This window comes from Zobellia uliginosa (assembly GCF_900156625.1).
GTDB lineage: Bacteria > Bacteroidota > Bacteroidia > Flavobacteriales > Flavobacteriaceae > Zobellia > Zobellia uliginosa.
The window spans coordinates 522,825-544,078 of the sequence record NZ_FTOB01000001.1 but is presented as its reverse complement, the minus strand read 5'-3'; the positions used below and the strand labels follow the sequence as shown (position 1 = coordinate 544,078).

The following is a 21,254-nucleotide window of genomic DNA, read 5'->3' as shown; positions in this document are numbered from 1 at the left end:
TGATTGCAATCATCGCTATGCTGCTCGTCGTTTTTTCGATGAAGGCACAAGACGATGCCGTTACCTTTGAAATGAAACTCAGCAAAGAAAAGCTAGGCATCAACGAACGCTTACGGGTTGATTTCACCATGAACAAAGACGGTGACAATTTCAATCCACCCGACTTTGAAGGCTTCCGCGTACTCATGGGACCTTCACAATCTATAAGTTCATCATGGATCAATGGGGTACGCAGCTATTCAAAAACATACTCTTACACTTTGGCCCCCACCACTAGGGGAACCGTAACCATTAAACAGGCCTCTATTGTCATCGCGGGGAAAACCTACAAATCCCTTCCCAAAAAGGTAGAGGTGACCGCGGCCGTTGACAAGCCCAGTGATGAGATGACCGTAGACGATGTGGCCGATGAAAGCCTTCATCTTGTGGCCGAAGTATCTAAAACGGACCCCTATCTCAACGAAGGCCTCAGCGTAGTCTACAAACTTTATGTAAGCCCTTCCATAAGCGTATCGAACTATCAACCGCTCGACAACCCCAAGTACAACAACTTTTGGAGCCAAGACATTCCGGTTTCAAGGCCCATGGCGGAAAACGGCACCTATAAGGGCAAACCCTATCGTTTCGTAGTATTAAAACGCGTGGTATTATATCCCCAGAAATCGGGAAAATTAGAAATAGAACCGCTTTCGCTAGAAGTTACGGTAGACGTACCCACCAACAAACGTGATTTCTTCGGAGGACGTATCTATACCCAAACGAACAAAACCGTTTCTGCGGGAAAACGCACCATCAATGTAAAGCCGTTACCGGAAAAAGGAAAGCCGGTCAACTTTAGCGGTGCCGTAGGTAGTTTCGATTTTTCGGTAAGCACCAGCAAAACCACTTTAAACGCTTCCGAATCCTTACAGGCGAAGGTAGAGGTAAGCGGAAAAGGAAACCTAAAGCTCTTTCAACTTCCCGAGCCGAACCTACCCAGTTCCTTGGAAGTATACGAACCCGAGTTCAACGAGAACGTACGCACCACCCTATCGGGATCACAGGGTAAGGTAAGCAACAGCTATACTATTGTTCCTTCGTTTAAGGGGAAATACCCTATACCGAGCATATCGTTCACCTATTTTGACCCTAAGGCAAAAACGTACAAGACCCTTACCTCCGATGAGATTTTGATCAATGTAAAGGAGGGACCGACCAATTCAAGTATTGGCACTGCAGTAGCGACGGGAGGTCAAAAACAGGCCGTTAGCGTCGGTAACCAATTCAACTTCCTGAAGCTGAACCCCAACCTGTCGCCCATAAAATCAAATTTCTTTTTTGGTTCCACCCAGTACTATCTTTGGTTACTACTACCGTTGATATTGATTCCTATTGCCATAATACTAGGCAAAAAACGGGAAGCCATCGCCAGTGATGTCGTTGGGAATAGGGTACGTAAAGCGAACAAACTTGCGCGAAAATACCTTTCTAAGGCCAAAAAGGAACTTGGCAACAAAGAAGGCTTTTACATCGCCCTAGAGAAAGCCTTACACAATTACTTAAAGGCCAAGCTTAAAATAGAGACATCAGAATTCAGCAAAGATAAAATTGCCACCTTGCTCAACGAAAAACAAGTCGACGACACTACGAACGATGGCTTTATCGCCTTGTTGAAGAATTGCGAAATGGCCCGTTACAGTCCTTTTTCAGAGGTACAGATGCAGCAAGATTACGATAAGGCCAGTGAGGTAATCTCACATTTAGATAAACAATTATAATAAAGTGAGACAGATATTTTTCATAGTAATAGCTTTTGTGACCCTTACGGTGTCAGGCCAGAACAAGGCATTGTTCGACCAGGCCACCGAAGCCTATAACGTGGGCGAATATCAAAGAGCGGTAGACAGCTACTTAGAGATATTGCAGAACGGGCAACACTCTGCGGAACTCTACTACAATTTAGGTAACGCTTATTACAAGCTCAATCAAATTGCCCCTAGCATCTACTATTATGAGAAGGCCCTTTTGCTAAAACCCAATGATAGCGAAATAAAGAACAATCTGGGTTATGCGCAAAATATGACATTAGATGCCATAGACCGTATGCCGGCCACAGGGCTTACAAAGATCTACGACAGTACGATCGGCATTCTCTCTTTTGACCAATGGGCCTATGCCTCCATTGTTTTTATGATATTCTTTGTACTGCTGTACATCGCCTTCTATTATTTTCACTATTCTTCGCGAAAGCGATTGGCCTTTATTTTCTGTATGGTTTCACTTTTGGCCATGCTCACCTCGGTCGTGTTCGCCTTTTTGCAACACAGTGAATTCAAGGCCGACGACCCCGCCATTGTCTTTGCAAAAGAGGCCAGCGTAAAATCCGAACCCAATAAAAGAAGCCTTGAAGCGTTTACTCTACATGAGGGCACCAAAGTCAACGTTCTAGAAGAACTCAACGACTGGAAAAAGATTCGCATTCCTGACGGCACCACGGGTTGGATTCCCTCCGAAGACATAAAACCATTAAAAGATTTTTAATATTTCCTTAACGGCTAATAAAAACCTTGGTGCTATATTTGCGTTTGTTACAAACTTCTATGAAAGATTTTGGTCGTTTTCTTTTACTATCGCTTTGGCTATTTGCCATTGTGGCTCCGAGCGTCATAACCTTACTAGATGTTGACAATCCTATAATGGTAACCAACCTCAATGAGGAAGAGCAACAGGAAATGGGGAAAAAATCTCCCCTTGAGGAAAAAATAGTCAACGAGAACTACTTTGATTTTTCTTTAATAGCCCAGTCAGAACAGTCCGTTATGGGACACTATCACCTTATGGGCTATATCGATTTCACCATTGAAATTCTTCTTCCCCCTCCAGAACATTTGAGTTAATCCTCTCGACAAAACTTTTCGATTAACTACAAATTTATCCTCGATGTATATTGGGGACCGGATTAATATATGTTCAAAATTTCAAGCAGCGATATTCAGCCGAGCATCGCAACATTTTTTATGGCAATGCTTCTAAGTATGGGCTTTGTCAACATCACTGACCTACCCTTCCTTTCCGTATCGATTGCGGGAATGATAATCGGTGTTTCAATCAATACACTAAACCAATCCAAAATCAGGTCAGCTGTACAAGTAAAAGAAGGAGCACCAGAAAAAACTATCAAAATTCCCGTATTCTTCAAAGCGAAGGTATATCTTATGGGAAAAACCATATCAAAACACTTCTTGCGGAAGAAAGTGGTTTTTCCTCCCCAAATACTTTGCTCAGCCTAGTGCAGGTCAATCATTTTTCAATCAAAAAAACCTACGAAATCATTGAAAAATACAAGCCATGCCCGGCCTATCGAGATTACAAGTCGCGCTCGAATTAAAACAAAAATGTAATATTCATAACAGAATTGTACTACACATCCATTTGGTATTCAAGTACCTTTGGTAAAGAAAAAAGAAAGTCAATTGATATTTAACCGGGAAGCAACCCGACATCATAGGGGTCGAAAACTAAACATATAGTCCCTTCGACCATCAAAACTAATTAGAAAAAGCATTAAATTAGATAAGCATGAAAGCACATACAAAGGAGACACAAGCCACAATGACTCCAGAAAAGGCATTAGATTTTTTAAAAGAAGGTAACCAGCGTTTTCAAAATAACCTGAAAGCCAACAGAAACCTTCTCGAGCAGGTTAACGACACGAGTGAAGGACAATTTCCCTTTGCAACCATCTTGAGCTGTATCGATTCAAGGGTTTCCGCGGAATTGGTCTTCGACCAAGGTCTAGGTGACATTTTCAGTATCCGTATCGCGGGTAATTTCGTGAACGAAGATATTTTGGGCAGTATGGAATTCGGTTGCAAACTAGCCGGCACCAAATTGATCGTTGTTTTGGGCCACACCAGTTGTGGGGCTATCAAAGGCGCTTGTGACCACGCCAGATTGGGCAACCTTACCACTTTGATCAACAAAATCGAACCTGCGGTGGAAGCCGTAGCGGAGCCGTCAGAAGAAAACCTTAGAAACTCGAAAAACCTTGAATTTGTAGATAAAGTTTCAGAAAAGAACGTGCTCTTGACCATTGACAACGTACGCGAAAAAAGTCCGGTTTTAGCCGAAATGGAAAAAACGGGAGAAATCAAGATAATTGGCGCCATGTACGATGTGTCCAACGGCGAAGTGATTTTTTACGAATAATTACGGGCCAAAAAGTTCTTTGTTTCAGAAGCCCAATGTTGGCGTATGGGCCTTTTTCAGATAATACTGTAGAAATAACGCTATTTTGTAAAAAATTACAATATGAACCTAGATACTGTTTTTGCGAACAACGAAGAATGGATCAAAGAAAAGCTAGCTACAGATCCAGACTATTTTGGTCAATTGGCCGAAGGCCAAAATCCAGAATTGCTTTACATCGGGTGCTCCGATAGTAGGGTTACCGCAGAAGAGGTTATGGGCGCGAAGCCGGGCGAGGTGTTCGTACATCGCAACATCGCGAATATGGTAATCAGTATAGACCTAAACGTTCTCTCGGTGGTAAAGTATGCCGTAGATTACTTGAAAGTAAAACATATCATCGTTTGTGGGCATTACGCCTGTGGAGGCGTCAAAGCCGCCATGCAGTCGGCAGATTTAGGTGTCTTAAACCCATGGCTACGTAATATACGCGATGTATACCGCCTTCATAAAGAAGAACTCAACGCCATTGAAGACGAGACCAAAAAATACGATCGGTTAGTTGAACTGAACGTAAAGGAACAATGCGTAAACCTAATCAAAACGGCGGTGGTGCAAAAAGCATTTCGCGATCACGGGTTGAAAGTACACGGATGGATATTTGACGTCCATACCGGAAAATTGATAGATCTAAAAATAGACTTTGAAGGCTATCTCAAAAACATTATGGAAATCTATCATTTAGATTGACCCATATCATTCGGTAGGGGCTAAAACATTTAACAGGCCCATACATTCGAAAGCAAAACATATACTAATCATCAGCATTAAAAGTAATCGTATGAAAAATCTTTTCTCAAACTTTAAAGGAGACCTATTTGGGGGCATAACGGCAGGTATCGTTGCCCTTCCCTTGGCATTGGCCTTTGGTGTAAGTTCAGGTCTCGGGCCAAGTGCCGGACTCTATGGCGCTATATTCATCAGTTTTTTTGCCGCCCTTTTTGGCGGTACCAATACGCAAATTTCAGGGCCCACAGCTCCCATGACGGCCGTAAGTATGGTCGTCATAGCTGGAATTATCGCCATAAACGACGGTAGTCTAGAAAAGGCACTACCCGCTATCTTGACCGTATTTTTATTGGCCGGACTTATGCAAATCGGCCTTGGTGTGCTCGGCATAGGAAAATACATCCGTTACATTCCGTATCCGGTCGTTTCCGGTTTTATGACCGCTATCGGTGTAATTATTTTAGTCACCCAGATATTGCCTGCGGTAGGCTATTATCCTAACGAGGATAAAGAGTTCGTAGACCAGTACAAACCAATGGCCGAAGAAATTATATTAGAGAATATTCTAAAGGAAGAAGCCGGAGAGGGCATCCTCGTTCTAGAAAATTTCGAGGAGACCATTAAACGCGCGGAAACCATAACCCAAGAGGAAATGCTCAAAGAGGCGAGTACTTTGGCCAAAAGTGAAGCTTCAGGTGTATTAGGGGCCATTAAGGTAATGCCCAGGGCTTTGCAAAACATCAACTGGCTAGAGTTTATCTTGGCCCTTTCCACGATTATCATTATTTATGGGTTTAAAAAAATAACTACCGCCATACCGAGTGCTTTGGTGGCACTTATCGTAGTTTCCGGTGTAGCCTATGGTTTTGGGTTGAACTATAGACCCATCGAAGAAATTCCAAGTGGTTTTCCCGTACCCAACCTTGGCATCTTTACCAACTTTGATCTCAACTCGGTAACCCCTTACATCTTTACCGCCTTAACATTGGCTTTACTAGGGGCCATCGACTCCTTATTAACCTCTGTAGTGGCCGATAACATGACCAAGACCAAGCACCAACCCAACAAGGAATTGGTAGGTCAGGGAATAGGAAACACTATTGCGGCCATATTTGGCGGAATCCCAGGAGCGGGCGCAACCATCCGTACGGTGGTCAATATTAATGCCGGTGGTAAGACCAAGCTATCCGGTATGGTGGCCGGTGTTTTGCTATTGGTCGTTCTTTTGGCCTTAGGCCCGGTCGCATCTCAGATACCTGCCGCCGTACTTGCCGGTATTTTAGTAACCGTGGGTATAGGGGTAATGGATTATAAAGGGTTGAAAGCGATACCTAGTTTACCAAAAGACATGAGCCTAGGACCGATCAAATTCAGTTCTGAAGTAGTAATCATGATTATTGTATTGGTTCTTTCTTCCGTTTGGAACTTGGTATACGCCGTAGGTGTAGGTCTGGTCATAGCTTCCTTAATGTTCATGAAGAAGATGGGCGACCTTACCGCAGAACGCTCGGATGTAAAATCATTGGAAAAAGAGCAAGGTTGGGCAGACGAAGCCCGATTCCCCCAAAACCTAAAGGAATCGGTTTTTATCAAACACCTTAAAGGTCCCTTGTTTTTTGGATCTACCAGTGAATTTCAAATACTGGCCGATCAAATACCGCGTAACGCCTCAACGGTAATCATCCGTATGGACCGTATGCAGTATATGGATCAATCCGGACTCTACACTTTAGAAGACGTGTTGATCGACCTGCACAACTCAAAAATTGAGGTATTGTTCGTAGACGTACTGAAGCAACCGCGTTACATGATGGAACGGGTAGACCTTATACCCGATTTAATACCCACGGAACACATTTTCGACACCTTTGACGATTGTATACAGTACTTGGAACAAAAGACTATAGAACCGAAAGTTGAAGCCGCGTTGTAGAATTTAGACCAATTTATGATGAATTATGTATTCGGTAATGCCGCAAATGTCCTAAATTTGCGGCATTAGCCGAACATCATGATCGATACCATAAAAAAGCACATTACAGAGGTAGAAAAATTTACCGCTACCACCAAGGAAGAACTCGAAAGCTTCCGTATTAAATACTTAGGTAAAAAGGGACTTTTGAACGATTTCTTCGCAGAATTCAAAAACGTTCCCAATGAGCAGAAAAAAGAATTCGGTCAGACCATAAACCAGTTAAAACAGGCCGCCAACGAAAAGCTCAATACCTTACGCGACGCCCTTGAGAGCAAAAGCGACGAAAAAGGCATCTACGGTGATTTGACACGGCCCGGCGAACCTATAGAATTGGGTGCACGCCACCCTATATCTATAGTCAAGAACCAAATTATAGAAATTTTCTCAAGAATAGGTTTCAACGTTTCCGAAGGCCCTGAAATCGAAGACGATTGGCACAACTTTACAGCCTTGAACTTGCCCGAATACCATCCGGCAAGGGATATGCAGGATACTTTCTTCATTCAAACCGATCCCGATATATTGCTGCGTACCCACACCTCTTCGGTTCAAGTACGTTACATGGAAAACAATACCCCGCCAATCCGTACCATATCACCGGGTAGGGTATACCGTAACGAAGCTATTTCCGCGCGTTCGCATTGTTTTTTCCATCAGGTCGAAGGCTTGTATATCGACAAGGATGTTTCCTTTGCCGACCTAAAGCAAACCCTACAATATTTTACTACCGAACTTTTCGGAAAATCGAAAATCAGGTTACGTCCTTCGTACTTTCCGTTTACCGAGCCCAGCGCCGAGGTAGATGTGTATTGGGGATTAGAAACCGAAACCGATTATAAAATGACCAAAGGTACCGGATGGCTAGAGATCATGGGCTGTGGTATGGTAGACCCAAACGTACTCGACAACTGCGGAATCGACTCAAAGGAGTACTCCGGATTTGCTTTCGGGATGGGCATCGACCGTATTGCCCTTCTATTGCACCAAATTTCAGACATTCGCCTATTGAGCGAAAACGATGTTCGCTTCCTTGAACAGTTCAAAAGTGCACTGTAATTTTATCTAGGTGAAGAAAGATATAGAGATACCTATTGCCAAAGACGTTCATGTTGCAATTGTTCGGGAGTGGAACGAAGAGTTTCTCTCCAAAGACTGGAACGCCTATATTTTAAACAACCGTGCCGACGCCATAGAAATGACCATTGTAGTCTCAAAAGGCTATGACGACGAACGCAAAACGTCGACCATGCGCCATGGCCTAGGCCTCATTTCGGCCAAATCTTTTGCTAAGATAGAGGTGCTACAAGAAGACATCCTTGCCCTTGACAATGAGTTTTTCGTTACTTTCTTTGCCGAGGGAAAACTTTTTGAAAAACGGTTCGTATTTCCCAAGAACACGATAAACGAAAGGGATCTACAACCCATTCCGCTTATTGATTTAGAAGGTATACTTCCCCGCTAAACCACCCCTCTTAACGAATATTTAACCCTTTTTTAGAAAATTTAAGTTCTTTTGGTTTGTTTGTTACCGAACTAATACTACCTTTGCCCCTTCAATTTTTTAATTATGGACAAAGAAAAATGCAAACAGATACTGATCGAGGAACTAGGGGTTCACTTTGAATCTGAATATTCCCTACCTCCTTTGGCCGCTAGAATCTTTGCAAATTTAGTGGTAACCGAGGAAGAAGGTCTCACTTTTGACGACTGCTTGACCAAAAGAGGCGCAAGCAAAAGCTCTATATCCACATCATTGAACTTATTACAACAAACTGGATTTATAAATTATTTCACCAAATCGGGTGACCGGAAACGCTATTTTAAAGTAGCGGAAAAAGATGCCTTTTTTATCAAGAAGTTAAATCAAACGCTAAAAAGAATAGAGAGCGAATCCCTGATGATAGAAAAGGTTGCGGAATATAATAAAGCCCACAACCCACAAAAACATGAAGAAAACAAAGAGAAAAAACGCATCTATATAAAATGCTTGGAAGACACCCGTGAAATTTACAGAAAGACAATTGCCGATTTGAAAAACCTAAAACAATAATTTTTTTACCATTTTAGTTCGCTTATTTTCGAACATTCAGAATTAACAAAACCTTAACAAGAATTATAACATCCATCTAAAAATGAAAAAGCTATCTATATTAGGACTATTAAGTGCAGGACTTCTCTTAAGTTCCTGCTTTGGAACCACCCCAACCCCTCCTGCAGGTGGTGCCACCCCACCTCCCCCGAGTTTAAAGGTTGGTGAGTTGACTCCACAGGACATCACCATTTACAATGAGTTTTCTACCACCTTAGAGGGTAAGCAAAACGTAGAAATCTGGCCGAAAGTTTCTGGCTTCATTCAACACGTATACGTAGAAGAAGGTCAAAAAATCAAAAAAGGGCAACTTCTTTTTAAATTAGAGACCCAAACCTTAAACCAAGATGCCAATGCTGCCAAGGCTTCGGTTAACGTGGCCCAAGTAGAAGTTGACAAGCTTAAGCCCTTGGTCGAAAAGAACATCATTAGCGAGGTTCAGCTTGAAACTGCAAAAGCCCAATTGGAACAGGCCAAGGCCAACTACGAAAGTGTAGCTTCCAATATCAGCTATTCGCGTATTACCAGTCCCGTCGACGGTTATATAGGGGAAATTCCATTTAAGACCGGGGCTTTGGTAAGCTCAAACATGGGCAGGCCCTTGACAACTGTTTCCGATATAAGCCAGGTTCGTGCCTATTTTTCCTTAAATGAAAAAGAGCTTTTAAAATTGAAGGAATCTATGCCCAAAAAGGATAAGAACCTTATGGATCTTGAAAAAGCCCCAGAGGTAAAACTTGAAATGATCAATGGTAAGGAATACCCAGAGCCCGGTAAAATTGCCATGATCAATACCATTATCAACAGTACTACGGGTAGTGTCACCGCCAGGGCCGATTTTGAGAACAAAAACAATATTCTTAGCAGCGGTAGCACCGGCAAGATCAAGATTCCCACCGTTTACAAAAGTGCCTATGAAATCCCACAGGCGGCAACCATAGATTTACAAGGTAAAAAACTGGTTTACGTCTTAAAAGACGATAACACCGTTACAACAATGCCCATAGATATTATAGCCAATACCCAAAAAGGATACATTGTAGAAAATGGAATTGAAAAGGGAACTACCATTGTTCTTGAAGGTGTGACTAAAATCAAAGACGGAATGACCATTAGCCCGGTCAAGTAAGCATCCGCTATTCATCATAATACATAAATAAAGAACAATGTTTCAGAAATTTATAGATCGTCCCGTACTATCTACGGTGATATCGATTATTATAGTTATTCTAGGTATACTAGGCCTAACGACCTTGCCTATTGAAGAATATCCAGAAATAGCACCACCGACCGTACAGGTTAGGAGTACCTATACAGGTGCAAATGCGGAAACGGTACTAAAGAGTGTTGTTATTCCTTTAGAAGAGCAGATCAACGGTGTTGAAGACATGTTGTACATGACCTCTAGCGCCAGTAACGATGGTGCCGCTACGATCAACGTATTCTTTAAACTGGGTACCGACCCCGATATTGCCGCGGTAAACGTTCAGAACAGGGTTGCCAGGGCCAACAGTGTTTTACCACAAGCCGTAGTACAAACGGGTGTTATCACACAAAAGTCCCAGACAAGTGCCCTCTTGTTCTTCTCATTATTCTCGGATAACGAAGATTACGATGCCACTTTTGTTGAGAACTACGCTAGAATCAACATCGTACCGAAATTACAACGTATCGAAGGTGTTGGTAACGTTACCGTTTTCGGTTCTAAGGATTATTCCATGCGCGTATGGCTCAACCCAGAAAAGATGGCGGCGTACAAACTCATGCCGTCAGATATTCAAAATGCCCTAAGGGAACAGAACCTTGAGGCCGCAACGGGGAAAATCGGGGAAAATGCCGATGGAATTTACGAATATGTACTAAAATATAAAGGGCGCCTTTCAGATGAAGCTGAATATGAAAACATCATAATCAAAGCTCAAGAAAACGGACAGTTTTTAAGGCTTAAAGATGTTGCCGAAATAGAGTTAGGCGCCTTTAATTATGGTACGAAAAACGAAGGTATGGGCAAGCCCGGTACCGCTGTTGGTATATTCCAAACCTCAGGATCGAATGCAAATGCCATTATCGACGAAATTCAAACGATTCTACAGGAAAGTTCAAAGGATTTTCCCAAAGGGTTGGATTATGTAATTCCTTATAACACCAAGGACTTTTTAAGTGCCTCTATAGAACATGTTATACAGACATTGATCGAAGCCTTTTTATTGGTGTTCTTGGTAGTATTCCTATTCTTACAAGACTTTAGATCTACCTTAATACCCGCTATTGCCGTTCCTGTAGCGATTATTGGTACGTTCTTCTTCCTCTCCCTTTTCGGGTATTCCATCAACATGTTGACCTTGTTCGCCATGATTCTGGCCATTGGTATTGTCGTGGATGATGCTATTGTGGTAGTGGAGGCGGTACACGCCAAAATGGAAGAAGGTGCCACCCATGCCAAAACGGCGACTAAATCGGCCATGTCAGAAATATCAGGTGCCATTATCTCCATTACCTTGGTCATGTCGGCCGTATTTATTCCGGTATCTTTTATCAGCGGTTCATCAGGAGTGTTCTACCAACAATTTGGTATAACATTGGCTATCGCCATTCTTATTTCCGCGGTAAACGCCTTAACCTTGAGTCCTGCTTTGGCTGCGCTTTTACTAAAGCCCCATAATCCATCGGAAGAACATAAAAAAGGACTTACAAAACGTTTCTTTTCGGCCTTCAACACCGGCTTTGATGCCATAACCAATAAATATGTCGGTTCGGTGAAATTTATCGCCAAAAGAAAATGGGTGACCGGATTGTCTCTTGTCATATTTGTGGTAATAGCACTTTTGCTATTCAAATCGACACCTACGGGTTTTATACCTAATGAAGATAAGGCCATCGTCTTTGCCGATGTTACCATGCCTCCCGGTACTACTTTAGAGCAGACACAAAAGACCGTGAAGCAGTTAGATTCCATTTATCAATCTATGGATATCATAAAGGCTAGGATGAACATTACCGGATTTAGTATTTTAAATAGTGTTAACGGTGGTTCTTATGCATTCTCGGTTCTTCGTCTTAAAGATTGGGGCGAACGTAAAGGTGATGCCGAATCGGTGAATGCCGTAGTAGGAAGCCTGTTCGCCAAAACAGCCGGATTAAAAGATGCCAAAATCTTCTTCTTTACGCCACCAAGTATACGAGGCTTTGGTAACTCCACCGGTTTTGAGATGAACCTACAGAGCAAAGATGCCGACGATTGGCAAACCGTAAACAAGGTTACCAATGAATTCTTAGCGGCTATAAACGCAAGACCGGAAGTAAAATACGCCATTACAAATTTCAACGCCAACTTCCCTCAATACGAAGTAGAGGTAGATGTGGAGAAAACCAAAATGGCCGGTTTAGCGGTAACCGATGTCTTTAGTGCCATGCAAGGCTATTACGGTGGACTATATACCACGGACTTCAATAAATTCGGTAAGCAGTACCGTGTTATGATCCAGGCAAAACCCGAAGATAGGGCCAATGAAAATTCGTTGAACCACATTTTTGTGACCAATGCCAAAGGTGAATCTGTTGCCGTATCCCAGTTTGTTTCATTAAAGAAAATTTACGGCCCGGAAGTAGTGAGCAGGTTCAACCTTTTGAGTTCCGTAAAAATTAACGGAGCCATGAACCCTGGTTATTCTACAGGTGATGCCATCAAAGCCATTGAGGAAGTTACGGCCCAAGTGCTGCCGAACAACTATACCTATGAGTATTCGGGGCTTACCAAGGAGGAAAACAGTGCGGGTAGCCAGACGACCATCATCTTTATATTGAGTTTGATCTTCGTTTACTTCCTATTGAGTGCACAGTACGAATCATATATACTACCCTTCTCGATATTATTATCGCTTCCGGTAGGTATTGCGGGTGCCATTGGTTTTGTAAGTATGGCTGGTCTTGAGAATAACATATATTTTCAAATCGCCTTGATCATGTTGATCGGTCTGCTCTCTAAAAATGCCATTCTTATCGTAGAATTTGCATTGCAGCGAAGAAAACACGGCATGTCGATCATTGAGTCGGCCATTGATGGTGCAAAAGCACGACTTAGGCCCATATTAATGACCTCCTTCGCCTTTATATTCGGACTGATGCCGTTGGCATTGTCTACAGGTATTGGAGCCGTAGGAAACCGCTCGATCGGTATGAGCCCTGTTGGTGGTATGTTGATAGGAACCTTATTCGGTGTGTTTATAATACCTGCCCTATATGTCATCTTCCAAACCATCCAGGAGCGTATCACCGGTGCGCCGCAAGAAACTATTGAAGAATCAAAGAACTAGAGAAATCATGAAGAAATTAGCAATAAATAAATTCTTATTGGTAGCCATGCTTCCCCTCTTGCTACAATCCTGTTTTGTGGCAAAAAACTATGAGCGGCCGGCTGTCGAGACCGAAAACCTATATCGAACCGACCAGCTGCCGCAAGACAGCGTGTCATTCGCTTCGATATCATATAAGGACCTTTTTACGGATTCGTATTTAAAGACCTATATCGAACGCGGTTTAACGAACAACCTCGACATTCGTATAGCACTGGAAAACATTTCGGCAGCCGAGGCTTACGTAAAACAAGGAAAGGCAGGTTACCTGCCTACCCTTAACGGGGCCGCTAGCGCTACCAGAACGGCAAGAACCAGTGAAAACGGTCAGTTCGGAAGCATCTTTTCGCAGCCCTACAATCAATTTGAGGCTTCGGGTACCCTATCTTGGGAAGCCGATATCTGGGGAAAGATAAGAAGCACCAAACGGGCAAGCGATGCCAGCTACCTACAGACCGTAGCGGCCCACCAAGCGGTAAAAACCGATTTGGTGGCGCAGATCGCAAACACGTATTACACTCTATTGGCCCTAGACGAACAAATTTCGGTGACCGAACAGACGATCGAAAACCGAACCAAAAGTCTCGAGACCATATCGGCCCTTAAAGAAGCCGGGCAAGCCAACCAAGTGGGCGTCGACCAGACCGCGGCCCAGTTGTACAGTGCGCAAAGCCAGTTATTAGATCTTAAAAATTCCCTTTTTAAGACCGAAACCGCCCTAAGCATTCTTTTGGGCGAACGACCCCAATCGTATGCCCGAGGTAAACTGAACGAACAGACTTTGGTAAACGATATGAAACTAGGTGTTCCGGCCCTTTTGTTGCGCAACAGACCTGATGTAATGCAGGCCGAATACGGCTTGGTCAACAATTTTGAGTTGACCAATGTAGCAAGAAGCAACTTCTATCCGTCAATTACCCTATCGGCCCAAGGTGGACTTCAAAGTTTGGAATTGGACAATTGGATCGACAGCAGTTCTCTTTTTGCCAACCTTATCGGTGGCCTGACCCAACCCATCTTTAACGGAAGAAAGATAAGAACGGCCTACGAAGTGGCCCAAGCCCAACAAGAGCAGGCCCTCCTTAACTTTAAAAAGACCTTGCTTACCGCAGGTAAAGAAGTGTCGGATGCACTATACGATTACAACACCGCCGTTGAAAAAGAAGCCTATGTTACCAAACAGGTAGTGGCCCTCAAACGTGCGGAAACCAATTCGGAAGAATTGTTGAACAGTGGATACCTGACCTATTTAGACCTGTTGACGGCTAGGGAAAACTCTTTAAATGCAGAACTTAACCTAATCAACAACAAGCTCGGACAACTATCGTCTACGATCGCATTGTATCGTTCACTTGGCGGCGGATGGCACTAATCATTTGCTAGGCACATGATCAATAAAGACCAATTTTTGGAGTTTGCCCTCTCTAAGTTTTTAAAATTTGGAAGCAAGCGCTTTACCTTGGACGATCTGGCCCATGAACTCGGTATCTCTAAAAAAACGATATACGAGAACTTCAAGGGCAAGGAAGAGATCATTCGGGAAAGTTTGGAAGCACTCCTGAACCGATTGAGGTCTGAAATAAACCAGTGTGTAGAAAAGGAAAAATCCGACCCTATTCTAACTATAATTTCCATTTATAGGATAGGGTTGGATACCTTTAAATCTTTTAGTCCCAATTTTTTGCGAAGCCTCAAAAAGTATTACCCTAACGTATATCGCTTGTTTAACGACTTTAGGGAGCTGGAGGTTTCCGTTCTCGTCAAAGACCTATTATCAAGTGCCCAAGAAAAAGGCCAGATAAGGCAAGACGTCAACCTTTCCCTTACATATCAGCTCTATTTTAATCGAATGGAGCATATTCTGTACGCCGAAAAGACCAACTTTTTTGAAAAATTCACTCCCGAAGAGCTATTGAACCATGTTATAATCAACAACTTAAGAGGCATTTCAACCAAGAGTTATTTAGATAAAAACGACGCCGTCTTTCTATCCTAAGCTTACCAAGATGTATAGGGGTTTTTACCCAGTTGCGAATTGTAGTATTTGACCTCACCGGTCACCTCTTGGCCCAACCATTCCGGTTTTTCAAAGTCCTCGTCTTCAGAGGCCAATTCTATTTCGGCAACGATGAGTCCTTCATTGTCCCCATAAAATTCGTCTACCTCAAAAATATGTTGCCCCACGGGAACATTGTAGCGCACCTTATCGATAACCCCCGGTTCACAGATCGACAATAACTGTTCGGCATCCGGTACGGGAATTTCCTTTTCCCATTCAAATCGCATAGTTCCGGCCTCGTTCGATTTTCCCTTTACGGTCAAAAATGCCGAATCGGCCTTGATCCTCACCCTAACTGTTCGCTCCGGATGCGTGTTTAAAAACCCTTGAACTATTCGTTCCTTCAAAGTGGCCTGCCCTTGGTACGCCCTTGACGTGACCAAAAATTTACGTTCGATTTCAATCACTCCCCTCTGCTATTTTTTTAATCTTATCGGATTCTATTATAGGTGTCGTATACGCTCCATTGGCCACACGTATCATAGCCTTCGCTATGGTTTCGGGCTTAATGGAACGGTATTTTTCGAGCGGCCCCGCCAAAACAAGGTTCACGACTTTCATCAATTGTTTGAACAACAACTCGCCGATTCGTTTTTCTTCCCGTTGGCCCCCGATCAACGAAGGTCGAAAGAGGTAGGTGTTCTTTATATTTTCACCGAGTACCGCTTCCTCCATTTCGCCCTTTAGACGGCTGTAGAAAACCTTACTCTTGGCATTTGCCCCCATAGAGGACATTACCAAAAAACTTGAAATGCCGTTTTTGGCTGAAAGTTTGGCGACCGCTACAGGAATGCCATAATCGATTTTTCTATAGGCTTCCTTATTCGGTGTTTTTGATTTTGTGGTACCGATACAACAGAACACCTCATCACCCGTAAAGTCGGCTTCAAATTGTGCCAATTGCATTAAATCGCCCAAATGCTCCTCTATCTTTTGATGTGAGAGCCCTGTGCTCGAACGAGAGAACAATTTAACTTTCACGTAGCGGTCGTCCTCCAACAAAAGCCGTAACAAAATGCCTCCGGTAAGACCTGTGGCCCCAAGTATTATTGCTGTCTTTCTTTGTGTTTCCATCCAACTAAATATAACCTAATTTTGCTGTATGCCAAACGATTTTCCATTGCGAAAGATTATTCATGTGGATATGGATGCCTTTTATGCCTCCGTAGAGCAACTGGACAATCCCGACTTGCGCGGAAAGCCCATTGCCGTTGGCGGAAGCTCAAAAAGGGGCGTTGTTGCCGCAGCCAGCTACGAAGCTAGAAAATACGGGGTTCGTAGCGCCATGAGCAGTGTTCTGGCACAGCGTAATTGTCCCGAACTTATTTTTGTTAAACCGCGTTTTGAGCGTTATAAGGAAATCTCTCATCAAATCAGAAATATATTCTACGAGTATACCGATCTGGTAGAACCCCTGTCATTGGACGAAGCCTATCTCGATGTTACCGTAAACAAGAAGGGAAATCCCTCCGCTTCATTGATCGCCAAGGAAATTAGGCAAAAAATATACGACACTATCGGCCTGAACGCCTCCGCAGGTATTTCCATCAATAAATTCATTGCGAAGGTCGCCAGCGACGTCAACAAACCCAACGGGCAAAAAACCGTAAACCCCGAAGAGATATCGCAGTTTCTTGAAGAGCTCGACATTCGAAAATTTTACGGTGTGGGAAAGGTCACTGCCGAAAAAATGTACAAACTGGGCATCTTTACCGGTAAAGACCTGAAACAAAAAACGCTTGAATTTCTGGAAGGGAATTTCGGCAAAAACGGAAGCTACTATTACAACGTGGTCCGCGGAATCCATACCAGTGAGGTTAAACCGCACCGTATTCCAAAGTCCGTAGGAGCCGAACGTACCTTCAACGAAAACCTGAGCAGCGAAATATTTATGCTCGAACGACTAGACCATATTGCCGAAGAGCTTGAAAAACGCTTAAAAAAAGCCAATATTGCGGGTAAAACGGTCACACTTAAAATCAAATACAGCGATTTCACCCTTAATACCAGAAGCAAGACCCTCGCTTATTATATATCGTCCAAGAGCCTTATATTGGAAACGGCCAAGGAACTTTTGTATCAAGAAAAGCTACAGAACTCGGTACGCCTGCTCGGTATTTCCCTTGCCAACCTCAATACGGAGAAAAAAGAAAAAACAACGGACAAGGAATCCATTTCAGTTCAACTGAAATTCGAGTTCTAGCAATTGAAGCGGATTTACCTCAAAACTGAGGGGAGTTCAAACAATTAACCAAAAGGCTTATATTTTAAACGTTTTGTATTAGAATCTTTGGGTATTCAGCGGTATTTCAAGTATTGGATTGCATTTTGATCCACTACCTTTACAACTCACGATTTTAACCATTACAAAAATCTCGGACGCCTTAGTTATAGTCCTTGATCACCAAATTTCGATTGCCAAAAAATCTACCCCCTTGACACGAACAAAAATAAATACCTATTCAAAGATTTCGGCCTTGGAAGATATCAAGATCGAGCCGTTCGACACCAATAAGCGATATACCAAACCGCACCGCCATAATAAATATATGGAGCTGGTCTACTTCAGCAAAGGCAGCGGTGTACACTACATGGATGAAACCGGCTACGCCATTGAACCTCCCATAATTTTTATCATTAAGAAAGATGAAGTGCACCATTGGGAAATCGATACCCTGCCAGAAGGTTTCGTCATCATTATCAAGGAAGGTTTTATGGAAAAGACCTTGGATAAGCACATCAACCTACAACTAAGGCAGCTAGGAAACAAAAAGGTAATCAACCCTGCTTACGATTCGAGCATTCAGTCGCTCTTTGAAATCGCCTCAAAAGAAATAAAGGAAAATTGTGCCAGTAGGGATGTTCTGGTAGAAGGGGTACTTAAGGCCCTTTTTTCTAAAATTCTGAACTATGTACAAATTGATGAAGATCTATCTACCAATGATCTAGACGAACGTTTTTCTGAATTGCTTGAAAACAAATTAAAAAACGATGTGGCATATTACGCCTCACAATTGAATACCACGGCGCAGAACCTCAACGCCTGGTGTAGAAAAAAACACGAAAAAACGGCCTCGGCGGTAATTGCAGAGCACATTATAAAAGAGGCCAAGCGTTTACTCCTCTATACCGACCTCTCCGTTACCGAAATTGCATACAACTTCGACTTTTCCGATGTTTCACATTTTGTCAAATATTTTAAGCGCCATGATGGCCAAACCCCGCTACAGTACAAAAAAGTAGCGATCGTACCTTAAATTTTTCAAACAGACCAGAATTCAATAGGGCTTAAGGGTAATTTCGACACCTAATTATTACCAAACCTATTGAACATGAAGTTTTATCACTTTTTATTGATGCTAATCGCCCTTGCCCCACTATCTGTATCGGCACAGATTACGGGAAAAATAACGGACGGCGATAATGACTACCCATTGGAATACGCCACTGCGGCCATCTTCGACCAAGAGAGCGGCAAATTGCTTACCGGGGTAATTACCGACCTTAACGGCATCTTTACCATCGAAGGGGTCAAAAACGGCACCTATTACCTTGAAGCTTCCTTTATCGGCTTCGAAACCAAGACCATTAAAGACATTAGGGTACAGAACCGAAAAGGCGTTGACCTAGGAACCATAGCCCTTAGCATAGGCGGCACCCAACTTGAAGAAGTCGTGGTCAAAGGCGAACGCGCCACCGTTATCAATAAAATAGACCGACAGGTTTTTGATACCAAAAAATTTCAGAACAGCCTTGGGGGCAGTGCTACCGACGTGGTTAAAAACATACCTTCGGTAAGTGTTGACGGACAAGGCGAAATCAGTGTTCGCGGAAGTACGGGCTTTGTGGTATTGCTCAATGGCAACCCTGTTCAAGGCAATGCTTCTACCTTGTTGAACCAGCTTCCGGCCAATGCCATAGAGCGTGTTGAAGTAATCACCGCCCCTTCTGCCAAATACGACCCTGAAGGAAAAGCCGGCATCTTGAACATCATAACCAAAAAAGGTGCTGCAGACGGCAGCTTTGCCCAAATAAACATAAAAGGGGGACTTCCCTCCATTGAAACCTACGGAAACGACAAGGTTCACCAGCGCTACGGGGCCGATGCCACCTACAACATTCGCAAAGGCGATTGGAACGTCTCCATGGGGGCCAACTACCAACGTAACGACCTGGGCGGAAGACGTGAAGGCGATGTTTTCACCATTATAAACGACACCCTTACGCAGTTTCCTTCCACCGGCGAACGCAGCTTCGACGAAATCAATTACAGCGGCCGGTTTACCGTAGACTATGCCCCAGACGATAAAAATGCCTATTCATTGGGTTTTTACGGGGGTAAAAGGAAAAAAGACCGTCTAGCCGATATCGTGTATTACGACAACCACGGGAGTACACCGGCCCTTGGAGGGGAACGCTTCTATACGTTTCAGTACTATAACCACAACCTGAGGACCCGAAAAAGTGATTTTGTATTGGGAAGCTTTGACTATTCCCACATTTTCGACAATACCTCAAAACTATCGACCTCCTTCTTATACGAATACACCTTATTGGGCGGCCCTACGGAAAGCGACAACTTGGGCGAGCCCGACAGAAATATCATATACCAGCAAGAGTACAACACTAATGACAACCCATTGAACGGTATTCGCCTATCCTTGGATTATGCCTGGAAACCCTTTGCAATAGGCCAACTCGAAACAGGCTACCAATACCGAAACCTCGACCATACGGGCGATTTCGTATACGAGCGAAAAGATGATACGACGGGTGGTGCCTTTGAACTCGTCCCCGAGTTTTCAAGTGAAGTAGACCTGCAAAGAAGCATTCATTCGGGTTACGCACAATTGACGGGAGCAAAAGACAAATGGGAATATGCCGCAGGCGTACGGATTGAAGCGATGGACCGCGAACTTGACCTTCGCGACAAGCAAGGGCTTATTGATACGACCTATGCTTACGACTATGTAAAACCGTTTCCATCGGCTTCGGTTCAATACACTTTTGAAAACAACACAAAATTAAAGGCCGCCTACAGCAAAAGGGTAGAACGGACGACCACTTTTAAAATGAATCCTTTTCCGGAACGCGAACACTCCGAGACCCTAGAGCAAGGAGACCCCACCCTAAAACCCGAATTTATAGACTTGTTGGAAGTGGGTATCAGTAAAAACTTCGACGGTGGAAATTCGATTTTTGCAACGGCCTACTACCGCGATACCAAAAACTTGGTGAATAGGGTAAACACCATCTACAACGATACGATTCTAAACCGAATCTACTCTAATGTAGGCAAGGCCAAATCATTAGGATTGGAGTTAGGAACACAGCTAAAACCCACCAAAAACTGGTCGAACTTTATTGGGGCCAACCTTTACAATTATTCCATTGACGGCACCTACGACGGTCGGAACATAGACAGTAGTTCTTTTGTATACTCGATAAACGCGAACAGCACATACGACTTCACCGAAACCGCTTCCTTACAATTCACCTTTAACTATCTATCGGAACGGATTACGGCACAAGGGGAAGATTCTCGTTTCTATTCGCCCAACCTGACCTTTAAAAAGTCGTTTCTCAACGACCGTCTGACGGCTACATTACAATGGCAAAATATAGATATGGGGCTATTGGACACGAACGAACAAGGTATTACGACCTACCGAGAAGGTGAATTCTACACGACCACGAACTACGTATATGAAGTTGATATGGTATTGTTGAACCTATCGTACAATTTCAATAAGAATAAGAATAAATCGAAATTCATTGATAGTGAATTCGGCAAGCAAGAATTCTAACGGTTAGTTGATGTTT

Annotated in this window: 19 protein-coding genes; 17 read left to right on the top strand and 2 right to left on the bottom strand. The window is 43.3% G+C overall.

Annotated elements, in window-relative coordinates:
* The first annotated feature begins 17 nt into the window (after window positions 1-17).
* From BW980_RS02270 to BW980_RS02205, 14 genes are all read left to right on the top strand, one after another.
* Window positions 18-1,757: a BatD family protein gene (locus BW980_RS02270; protein ID WP_076453324.1), complete on the top strand. Its 1,740-nt coding sequence runs from the start codon at window positions 18-20 to the stop codon at window positions 1,755-1,757.
* A 4-nt stretch (window positions 1,758-1,761) separates the two neighbouring features.
* On the top strand, window positions 1,762-2,520 hold the full coding sequence (locus BW980_RS02265; RefSeq protein WP_076453323.1) for a tetratricopeptide repeat protein: 759 nt from the start codon (window positions 1,762-1,764) through the stop codon (window positions 2,518-2,520).
* A 59-nt stretch (window positions 2,521-2,579) separates the two neighbouring features.
* Window positions 2,580-2,876 carry a hypothetical protein gene (locus tag BW980_RS02260; protein ID WP_076453322.1) on the top strand — a complete coding sequence of 99 codons (297 nt, stop codon included), beginning with the start codon at window positions 2,580-2,582 and terminating at the stop codon, window positions 2,874-2,876.
* Between the two features lie 69 nt (window positions 2,877-2,945).
* Window positions 2,946-3,269, top strand: a complete 324-nt coding sequence (locus BW980_RS02255) for a hypothetical protein (RefSeq protein WP_076453321.1) — start codon at window positions 2,946-2,948, stop codon at window positions 3,267-3,269.
* Between the two features lie 289 nt (window positions 3,270-3,558).
* Window positions 3,559-4,188: a carbonic anhydrase family protein gene (locus BW980_RS02250; protein ID WP_076453320.1), complete on the top strand. Its 630-nt coding sequence runs from the start codon at window positions 3,559-3,561 to the stop codon at window positions 4,186-4,188.
* Between the two features lie 102 nt (window positions 4,189-4,290).
* Window positions 4,291-4,917 (top strand): carbonic anhydrase, encoded by a 627-nt coding sequence (locus tag BW980_RS02245; protein WP_013992871.1) that lies wholly within the window; start codon window positions 4,291-4,293, stop codon window positions 4,915-4,917.
* A gap of 91 nt (window positions 4,918-5,008) precedes the next feature.
* Window positions 5,009-6,889: a SulP family inorganic anion transporter gene (locus BW980_RS02240; RefSeq protein WP_076453319.1), complete on the top strand. Its 1,881-nt coding sequence runs from the start codon at window positions 5,009-5,011 to the stop codon at window positions 6,887-6,889.
* A 78-nt stretch (window positions 6,890-6,967) separates the two neighbouring features.
* Complete coding sequence (pheS, locus tag BW980_RS02235) at window positions 6,968-7,987, top strand: phenylalanine--tRNA ligase subunit alpha (RefSeq protein ID WP_076453318.1); 1,020 nt, start codon at window positions 6,968-6,970, stop codon at window positions 7,985-7,987.
* A 10-nt stretch (window positions 7,988-7,997) separates the two neighbouring features.
* Window positions 7,998-8,393, top strand: coding sequence for a hypothetical protein (locus BW980_RS02230; RefSeq protein WP_076453317.1), 396 nt, complete (start codon window positions 7,998-8,000; stop codon window positions 8,391-8,393).
* 105 nt (window positions 8,394-8,498) lie between these two features.
* Window positions 8,499-8,981: a GbsR/MarR family transcriptional regulator gene (locus tag BW980_RS02225; RefSeq protein ID WP_076453316.1), complete on the top strand. Its 483-nt coding sequence runs from the start codon at window positions 8,499-8,501 to the stop codon at window positions 8,979-8,981.
* A gap of 82 nt (window positions 8,982-9,063) precedes the next feature.
* Window positions 9,064-10,149 carry an efflux RND transporter periplasmic adaptor subunit gene (locus tag BW980_RS02220; protein WP_076453315.1) on the top strand — a complete coding sequence of 362 codons (1,086 nt, stop codon included), beginning with the start codon at window positions 9,064-9,066 and terminating at the stop codon, window positions 10,147-10,149.
* Between the two features lie 37 nt (window positions 10,150-10,186).
* Window positions 10,187-13,333 carry an efflux RND transporter permease subunit gene (locus BW980_RS02215; protein WP_076453314.1) on the top strand — a complete coding sequence of 1,049 codons (3,147 nt, stop codon included), beginning with the start codon at window positions 10,187-10,189 and terminating at the stop codon, window positions 13,331-13,333.
* Between the two features lie 7 nt (window positions 13,334-13,340).
* The gene (locus tag BW980_RS02210) at window positions 13,341-14,744 is read left to right on the top strand and encodes a TolC family protein (RefSeq protein ID WP_076453313.1); all 1,404 of its coding nucleotides are present in this window, start codon (window positions 13,341-13,343) and stop codon (window positions 14,742-14,744) included.
* 15 nt (window positions 14,745-14,759) lie between these two features.
* Entirely contained in the window at window positions 14,760-15,368 is a 609-nt protein-coding gene (locus BW980_RS02205) for a TetR/AcrR family transcriptional regulator (RefSeq protein ID WP_076453312.1), read from the top strand.
* A 2-nt stretch (window positions 15,369-15,370) separates the two neighbouring features.
* Here the strand turns inward: BW980_RS02205 and BW980_RS02200 are convergent, their stop codons facing one another.
* Together BW980_RS02200 and BW980_RS02195 are read right to left on the bottom strand one after the other, a co-directional pair.
* On the bottom strand, window positions 15,371-15,838 hold the full coding sequence (locus tag BW980_RS02200; protein ID WP_076453311.1) for a CYTH domain-containing protein: 468 nt from the start codon (window positions 15,836-15,838) through the stop codon (window positions 15,371-15,373).
* Window positions 15,831-16,505, bottom strand: a complete 675-nt coding sequence (locus BW980_RS02195) for an NAD(P)H-binding protein (RefSeq protein WP_076453310.1) — start codon at window positions 16,503-16,505, stop codon at window positions 15,831-15,833. The genes BW980_RS02200 and BW980_RS02195 overlap by 8 nt, the downstream gene beginning before the upstream one ends.
* Window positions 16,506-16,533: 28 nt before the next feature.
* On the opposite strand from BW980_RS02195, the gene dinB reads away from it, so the two are divergent.
* From dinB to BW980_RS02180, 3 genes are all read left to right on the top strand, one after another.
* Window positions 16,534-17,634: a DNA polymerase IV gene (gene dinB / locus BW980_RS02190; protein WP_076453309.1), complete on the top strand. Its 1,101-nt coding sequence runs from the start codon at window positions 16,534-16,536 to the stop codon at window positions 17,632-17,634.
* A gap of 232 nt (window positions 17,635-17,866) precedes the next feature.
* Window positions 17,867-18,688 carry an AraC family transcriptional regulator gene (locus BW980_RS02185; RefSeq protein ID WP_083690355.1) on the top strand — a complete coding sequence of 274 codons (822 nt, stop codon included), beginning with the start codon at window positions 17,867-17,869 and terminating at the stop codon, window positions 18,686-18,688.
* Window positions 18,689-18,763: 75 nt separating this feature from the next.
* The gene (locus BW980_RS02180; RefSeq protein WP_076453308.1) at window positions 18,764-21,238 is read left to right on the top strand and encodes a TonB-dependent receptor; all 2,475 of its coding nucleotides are present in this window, start codon (window positions 18,764-18,766) and stop codon (window positions 21,236-21,238) included.
* Window positions 21,239-21,254: the final 16 nt, after the last annotated feature.